Source organism: Desulfobacula sp. (genome assembly GCF_021107415.1).
The window spans coordinates 1-6,343 of sequence record NZ_JAIOSW010000122.1 but is presented as its reverse complement, the minus strand read 5'-3'; the positions used below and the strand labels follow the sequence as shown (position 1 = coordinate 6,343).

Annotated in this window: 4 protein-coding genes and 1 riboswitch; all 4 genes read left to right on the top strand. The window is 39.5% G+C overall.

The window, feature by feature from the left end; genetic code table 11:
- Positions 1-1,017: sulfate reduction electron transfer complex DsrMKJOP subunit DsrP (dsrP, locus tag K8S13_RS06610; protein ID WP_291461395.1), on the top strand; the 1,017-nt coding region annotated here is incomplete at its 5' end.
- A gap of 143 nt (positions 1,018-1,160) precedes the next feature.
- Positions 1,161-2,828 (top strand): radical SAM protein, encoded by a 1,668-nt coding sequence (locus K8S13_RS06605; RefSeq protein ID WP_291461394.1) that lies wholly within the window; start codon positions 1,161-1,163, stop codon positions 2,826-2,828.
- A gap of 48 nt (positions 2,829-2,876) precedes the next feature.
- A riboswitch (cobalamin riboswitch) is annotated at positions 2,877-3,064 on the top strand.
- A 119-nt stretch (positions 3,065-3,183) separates the two neighbouring features.
- Positions 3,184-5,235: a TonB-dependent receptor gene (locus tag K8S13_RS06600; protein ID WP_291461393.1), complete on the top strand. Its 2,052-nt coding sequence runs from the start codon at positions 3,184-3,186 to the stop codon at positions 5,233-5,235.
- A gap of 65 nt (positions 5,236-5,300) precedes the next feature.
- Positions 5,301-6,343 (top strand): ABC transporter substrate-binding protein (locus K8S13_RS06595; RefSeq protein WP_291461391.1); only part of this gene is annotated, 1,043 nt, incomplete at its 3' end.

Sequence of the window (6,343 nt, the reverse complement as noted above, 5' to 3'; positions counted from 1 at the left end):
TCATGGGGCTTTTATATTGCAAACTTTACCTATCTTGTGGGTGTTGCCGCAGGAGGGGTTATGGTTGTCATCCCCTATTATCTCCATGATTATGAAAAATTTCACAGGATTACCATTTTAGGCGAATTTTTAGCAGTGAGTGCTCTGGTCATGTGTCTTCTTTTCATTGTTGTGGATTTAGGCCAGCCCATCCGTATGCTGAACGTATTGTTATATCCGTCACCCAAGTCAATACTGTTCTATGACATGCTGGTTCTCAACGGTTATCTTTTTTTGAATATTGTTGTGGGATGGAAGGTGCTGGAAGCGGAAAGAAATCAAGTCAAACCGGTATGGTGGACAACACCCCTGGTCTATCTTTCCATTCCCTTTGCCATTGGTATTCATACGGTAACAGCCTATCTTTACTGCGGTCTTCCGGGACGTGGATTCTGGCTGACAGCCATTCTGGCACCCAGATTTCTGGCATCAGCATTTGCTGCAGGACCGGCATTTCTGATAATTCTTTGCTATATTATCAAAAAATTCACAAAATTTGATCCAGGCTGGGATGCCATGCAGACATTGTCAAAAATCGTCTGCTATGCCATTATTGCCAACCTGTTTTTCTTTTTGTGTGAGGTCTTTGTTGTCTACTATTCCAATATTCCGGGCCATAAGGTACATATTCAGTATCTCTTGTTCGGATATCACGGATATACTCAACTTGTCCCCTGGATGTGGACCAGTCTGACACTCATGGGAACAGGCGCCATTTTCCTTCTGATTCCAAAATTGAGAAACAACTATACTCTGTTACCGTTCACCTGTGCCATGATCGTTATCGGGGCCTGGATAGATAAGGGCCTGGGTATGATTTCAGGCGGATTTGTACCGTCACCTTTGCACCATGTGACAGAATACGCACCTACAGGACCGGAAATCATGATTACCCTGGCTGTTTATGGCACGGGCTTCCTGGTTTTGACCATTCTTTACAAACTGACAACTCAAGTTAAAGAAGAGGTTCACGGATAGTTTAACAATTATTGAAAATATGCTTGGTTTCATCCTCGCATAAAGACACAAAGCCACAAAGCGAGTTATATCCTTTGTGGCTTTGTGCGATACTTTATTTAAATGAATCATTTTCTTTTGAATGAGTTTACAAATTTCTGTCAGTGGAAAAACAAAAAAAAACTCTCACCATACAAACCAATGATTCTTTTTTAGAACAAAAAAAGAATCAACTCTTGAGTGCGATCTATGGCGGTCATCATCAGTCTGCCGAACAGATTTATCATGATATTCTCAACTATATTGAAACCAATTCAAACTTCAGTGAGAATACGAAAAAACTGTTAAACCAGATACAAGCCATCATTAAAAAATTCTACCCTGATCTTGAAAAACACTCTTCCCCCAAAATCAGGGAGTGCCATATCCGGCTTAAAAAACTCATTCTATTTTCCATTAAACAATCATCCAGAGACGCCCTTTATGTTAATTTCCAAACATGGGAAACAAAACTTGGTTTAGACCATTTTCAGAAGGATCTGGTATATAAAACAGCCATGACGTTTCAATTGACATCCGGATGCAGTAATTTTTGCAGACGATGCAATGAATGGGCTTTGCCAAAGGTAAGATCGCACTTTTCCTATAAAGCCATCCTGAAAATTGTCAACCATATGGCAGATCAAGGCAATAATGATATCTCCCTTTACGGTGCTTCCGATCCCCTGGACTGGGCAGAAGATGAAAAAACCATATCCGACATCATTGACTATTTAAAAAAATTACCAATTGAATACAGCATTCTAACAAAGGTTCCAAAGGGAAAGATTCCTTTGTTAAAAAAGCTCATAAAAATGAACGCCAACCTTTCTGTCAGCATCACTTCAAAAAACAAAGCCCGGATCAAAAAAATAGAACAGGAGCTTGGAAAGGCCATCAGCAAGCAGCATGACCTGGACGAACTCTTGATTCCTGCAGGACTTGATGAAGACTTTGTTTCCATCAAGCCTTCCATCACCGACGGGTATGGTACGGAAATAACACCTGACGGCAGTTTTATCATTATTCCTACTTTTACCAGCGCTCTGCATCCTTTTGGGCACAAAAAAATCCGGGTTACATCAAAAACAAATTTTTTTCCTATAAAAAAAACCGGCCGAAAGGCTCTTCTTGTGGACTATTTCAAACCCATTGAAGGGTATGATCTATATAAAAATCGATATCATTTAGACGGGTTACTGGATGTACAAATAGAATCCATCATCCTTGATAACGGTGCTGACGAATTAACCCCACCGGGAATGAGAAGCCTTAAAGAATATCTTTCCATATTTGAAGAAAAACCGCGACTTCAAAGAAAACAAATGACACCGGCTGTATTGAAACGGTTAAAAAGGCAATTTCTTTTAAAGACTGCTTTCAAAGACCTGCCAAATAAAAGTAAAAATTTATATTTGAAAAAGATAACCACTCACCTGGATTTATGCAAAAAAAAAGACTGCCTGTCGTCAAAGCTGTCTGCTGTATCTTTTTTTCTTAAGTCTATTTTTTACTATGTACAAAAAAATCCAATCAAAATAAAAATGATGCAATTTCTTTTAAAAGATGAAATGAAAAATATCTCAGATACTTACAATAACTTAGTTGGCCACAGCCCCCTTGAAGCTCTTTTAACTGACCCCGATATTAATTCTTTTGATATTTTCAGATTTTATGTTTTCTGCCTGCTGAACAAATCCAAGGATCAAGCCATACTTGAATTTATTAAAAATTATCCGTCAGCATATGACGCTGTTACCGATATCTTTGTTCAATCTTCACCATCTGATTAAAATTTTAGCAAAATTAACTTTAGAGTTGACTTTTAAGACAGTTCTAAATATTAAAAGAACCGTTCAGGTGCTTAAAATGCTTAAAAGGGAACGCCTGTGAAATTCAGGGACGGGCCCGCCGCTGTAATTGGGAACGAAAGCTTTACACCGCCACTGTCTATTGTAAAACAGATGGGAAGGCAAAGTGATTAGGATAATCCAAAGTCAGAAGACCTGCCTGACAAATTGATGCATTCCCCGTGGACAAGGGAATTAGATCTTGAGGAAAAAAGGGAAAACCCCGGATCGATGAACTCGGTTCGGGGTTTACTATTTTCGGGCCGGCAAATTCTAAATTAGGGAGACAGGAAGAAAGATGAAAAAAATTCATTTAATGATGGTGCTGGCCGGTTTTTTTTTATTTCAGACAATGACTTTTGCTGATGAGAATGTAAGGAACCAGGAAGCAGTTGCAACCATGGACGAGATTATCGTAACTGCCACAAAAACCAAAGAGCTGCGCAAAGATGTGCCGAATTCTGTAATTTTAATCGATGATCTGGATATTAAAGATTCTCCGGCAACCAGTTTTGGTGATTTATTGGGAGGTGAGCCAGGCATTGACTGGCGGACCCGTGGTGATTATGGCGGCGCAGAGCAGGAAATCCATATCCGCGGCATGAGCGCTGACGGCACCCAGATTGTTGTCAATGGTGTGACGATAAATTCCCCTTCACTGGGGATAGCTGATGCCGGCAAAATACCTATGAACAATATTGAACGTGTCGAAATAGTTAAAGGCTCAGGATCTGTTTTATACGGTTCCGGGGCAATGAGCGGCATCGTGAATATCATTACAAAGAGCCCAAAACGTGACCAGACTGATTTAAAAATAAATGCAGGTTATGGGTCCGAAAACGCATATCAGATCTCAGCAGAGCAGGGAATGTTTGTTTTCGGAGACCTTGGCTATTACATCACTGCCAACAGTTCAGGTACAGATGGGTTTCGGGATAACGCTGATTACAAACAAAGTGATGTATCGCTGAAACTTGTGCTGGATAAAGGGGAGAACCTGAATATCAGCCTTTATGGTGATTATATAGATCGAGAAGGGGGGCGGCCGGGCGTCGAACCGCCGACGGGGACTTCTTTGTTCACTGTACGCGGGATACCCGTCTATAATTCTGAATCTTCAAGTCTGCTCAACGAACTCAAAGAAAAAGACAAGCATCTGGTTTTTAAGATAAAAAGCAAGCCTTTGGATTGGATTGGCTTCAATTTTCAAACCGACTATACAGACATGGAGAGCAATAACTATTCCAGGTACTATAGTTCATTCACACCAGGGAACCTGCCCGGAAGCGAAACCGAAGTTATAAATAAAATTTGGGGCGTAGAAGGCAATGTTGAGATAAACCCATTTAAAGGCGGAACTTTGCTGACAGGAATCCAGTATAAAAAATATGACTGGGAAAATACCAGTACGACTCTGGATGGTTTTGGAAATGAATCTTCACAATTAATGGGTAAGAATGACCTTTATACAACAGGAATTTTTAGTGAAGCCCAGTATCGACCCAATAAATATATTAAAGGTATAATAGGTGTTCGCCAGGAGGATCATTCAACCTTTGGAACAAAAGTTCTTCCAAGATATGGATTAATTATTACCCCTGTTGAGACCACAACTCTTAAATTTAATACAGGCAGGCACTTTAAAGCTCCCACACCCAATGATTTATTCTGGCCACTAGAAGATTGGGGATGGGGCATGGGTGCCGAGGGCAATCCAAATTTGAAGCCTGAAACCGGATGGCACAGTGATGCCGGTATTGAACAGACATTTGCAGACAAAAAAATTTTTATCTTTTTGACATATTTTAAATGGGATATTAAAGATAAAATTTCATGGGTGCCTGATAGTAATTTTTTCTACCGGCCGGACAATCTTTCTATATATGAAGCAAGTGGCTGGGAGGTTGGAACCAAAATCGGACCTTTTAATAATATGACACTTTCATTGGACTACACCTATACAGATGCAACAGAACAAAAACAAGGAGGTGTGCAACGAAAAGCACGCTATACAGCAAATAATTTTTTTAAAACCAGTCTCACATATTGGTTTGATTTTGGTCTGGATTTGACCGGTATTATTCGCTACACTGGCGAACGGCCTGCTGTTTATGCTCTGGATACAGACACGGCTCCTCAGGCTGTACTTTCCAGCTACTGGATGCTTGATCTGAAAGCAAATCAGCAAATTGGTGAAAACTGGGCATTGTCATGCCGGATTAACAATCTGTTTGACAAAGATTATACTACATATTCGGAAAATTTTTATGATCAATTTGGTACACAAACCCTGTCAAAATATCCTGGTGCAGGACGGTCGATCTTTTTATCTTTAAATTATCAATTTTAAAACCAAATCTTTATTCAGTAAGTTCATAAAGAATTTACTGAATAAAGATTAAAAGAAAATTACAAATGAAAAAACAATTTGATATTCACACATGTATTTTAATACTTTTCGGGTTACTCGTATTTTGCACCACATCCCTTGCTGCATACCCTGTAAGTGTTCAGGACTCAAAAGGGAATCATTTAAAATTTTTCAAAACACCACACAAGGTTGTGTCCCTTGTACCATCGGCTACCCAGATTCTTTTTGAGATAGGTGCAAAAGATTTTGTTCAAGCCATTACCTACCATGATATAACCCTTGCCGGTGCTGTTGACAAACAAATTATAGGCGGATTTCTGGGACCCATTCTTGATAAGATTGAAGATGCCCATCCGGATATGATTATCCTTTCTTCGATCCACAAAGATATCATCAAAAAATTTGATAAAGCAGATTGCAACCTGTTTGTTTTTCAAACCGACACCATTGAAAATTCTTATAAAAGTATTGCTGCTTTAGGCAAAATATTTAATCGGGAGAAACAGGCGCAAAAGATCATTGAAAAAAATACGTCTGAGATGAATCACATCAAACGAAAACTGGCCAAAATTGATAATTTAAACAAGAAACGCGTCATACGGCTCATGGGAAAAGAGACGATCATGACCCCGGGCAGTGATTCCTTTCAAAATGAGATCATACGTGCTGCCGGAGGTATCCCCCCTGATTTTGGCAAAAAAGGAAATATCACAAATGTCACAAAAAAAGAATGGATGAAATTTAACCCCCAGGTTATTTATGGCTGTGCTCCTGACAAAGAGGCGGCAAAAAATTATTTCTCCAAATCGGGCTGGAAAGATGTGGATGCAGTAAAGAATCATCAGATTTATTATTTTCCCTGTGACCTGACATGCAGAGTCTCCACCCATACCGGGTATTTTGTATCCTGGCTTTCTTCCGTCATATATACCCGGGAATTTTCAAATCCTGAAAATGATATCCTTCCCACTGGTATTGTTCATTCAAGACCCCTGGAAATAGATCTTGAATATATCAAATCTGCTTCAATCGCGTACAGCAATATTTATGATTTTGAGAACAAAACCCTGATCATTGATTTCAAATC

What these genes read in the sequence shown, in the direction of transcription:
- K8S13_RS06600 (WP_291461393.1), top strand. Translation starts at nt 3,184, where the DNA reads ATGAAAAAAATTCATTTAATGATGGTGCTGGCCGGTTTTTTTTTATTT.